The 1,540-nt window shown below is 67.7% G+C and carries 1 protein-coding gene; it reads right to left on the reverse strand.

The genetic code is table 11. The features are described 5' to 3' along the window. A partial coding sequence (locus ACIQU6_RS44770) for an IS701 family transposase (protein WP_403488493.1) occupies positions 1–1,107 on the reverse strand: 1,107 nt, incomplete at its 3' end. Positions 1,108–1,540 lie beyond the last annotated feature (433 nt).

The raw sequence follows: 1,540 nt of genomic DNA on the forward strand, positions 1-1,540 counted from the left end.
GCGTTCGAGGGCGGCTGTGACGGCCAGGAAGGCGTAGGCGACCAGGGCGATCACGCTCCAGCGGTGCCAGGAGTTCCAGCAGGTGACCTGGCCTTTGTCGAGGTGGCAGGTCGCTTTGGCGTCCTGGAAATCGTCAAGGTCACCGGCCCGGGGGGCGAAGCAGCGGTAGTAGGTCAGGGCGCGGGTGTAGCGGTGCCGACGGACCAGCAGGGCAGTCGTCCCCGCGTCGCCCTCATGTCCGTCGGGGGTGTCGTCGGCGGTGACCTCGATCATCGCCCAGTCGTAGTCCCGGACGCCCTTCTGCCCCGTGCCGGTCCGCATCCGCTGCCAGGCCCGCTTGGGGAGTCGGCCGGCGGCCTTGGCCGCGGTCAGCTTCGCGGCCGGGGTGGTGACCTGATGATTGGAGCGCACTGCCACGACGTAGCCCATCCCCAGCTCGCGGCAGGTGGTCCGCAGCTCCCGCCCTCCGTAGACCTCATCACCGAGGAAGAACGAGGTGGATATGCCTTGCCGGATGGCGGCGCGGAGCATGTGGGCCGCAAGCTGCGGCTTGGTCGCGAAGCACAGCTCGTTGGGAACGCCGGTCAGTTCACGGCGTTCCTCGTCGCCGGCCCATTCCTTGGTGAAGTACAGGCGCCGGTCGATCAGGGAGTGCCCGGTGGCTGTGGCGAAGGTGAGGTGCACGGCGACCTGGCACAGATCCACTCCGCCGACCGAGCCGGAGTACTGGTGGGCCGCGGCCACCGCGTCGGTAGAGGACTTCGCGTCCCCCGTCTCATCCGCGATCAGGACCCCGTCGCCGTCATCCAGCAGGTCCACCGCCCACAGGGCCGTCCGCGTCAGCACCGCTTGTTCGTCCCACACCGCACGGGACAGCAAATGATGCAGGCGGTGTGGGCCCCGCTCACCGACCGCCTCGGCCAGGCTCCAGCAGTTGACGTCCTCGAGTTCCATCAGCATGCCCCGCGTCATCCGCGCGAACCTCTCCCTGCCCTCGCAACGGGCGAAGCAGTCGGCAATCGATGCCAACAGGCCCCCGAACACGGCCTCGTGGCCTTCGTGGTCTACCGTGACCGAAGCGGCCGTCTCGTTCTGATGTTGCGTCACACCACGTCATGATCAAGGCGGCCGTCCTCGCGCCCGCAGCCACCCCCATCAAGCAGCTGACCAGCCACGATGGACACCGGCAGAGCTATCTACAGCTGCCGTAACGCACCACCCAGAACAGCCGAAACGACCCCGCCGAAGCCGACCTCGTCCCCCTCAGCAGCCACGAACTCCTCCGCCTCCTACGGGCCCTGATCCTTCCCCCACCCCGACGAGATGCCAAACACCTGCTGTGGTGGTCCGCTTGGCTCCGCCGCCACCAACACCGCGCCCGCCTCTGCCACCGGAACTGGCACACGTACGCCGACACCACGCCATGATCAAAAAGCCCGTCAGCAGCTACTGATCTTTGACTACTGGCTTGATGCGGGTGGGGCGAGTTCGAGGCCGGTGCCGGCCAGGAAGGCGGTGAGGAGTTCGGGATGTCGCTGGA

It is taken from the genome of Streptomyces sp. NPDC090442, from assembly GCF_044769405.1.
Lineage (GTDB): Bacteria > Actinomycetota > Actinomycetes > Streptomycetales > Streptomycetaceae > Streptomyces.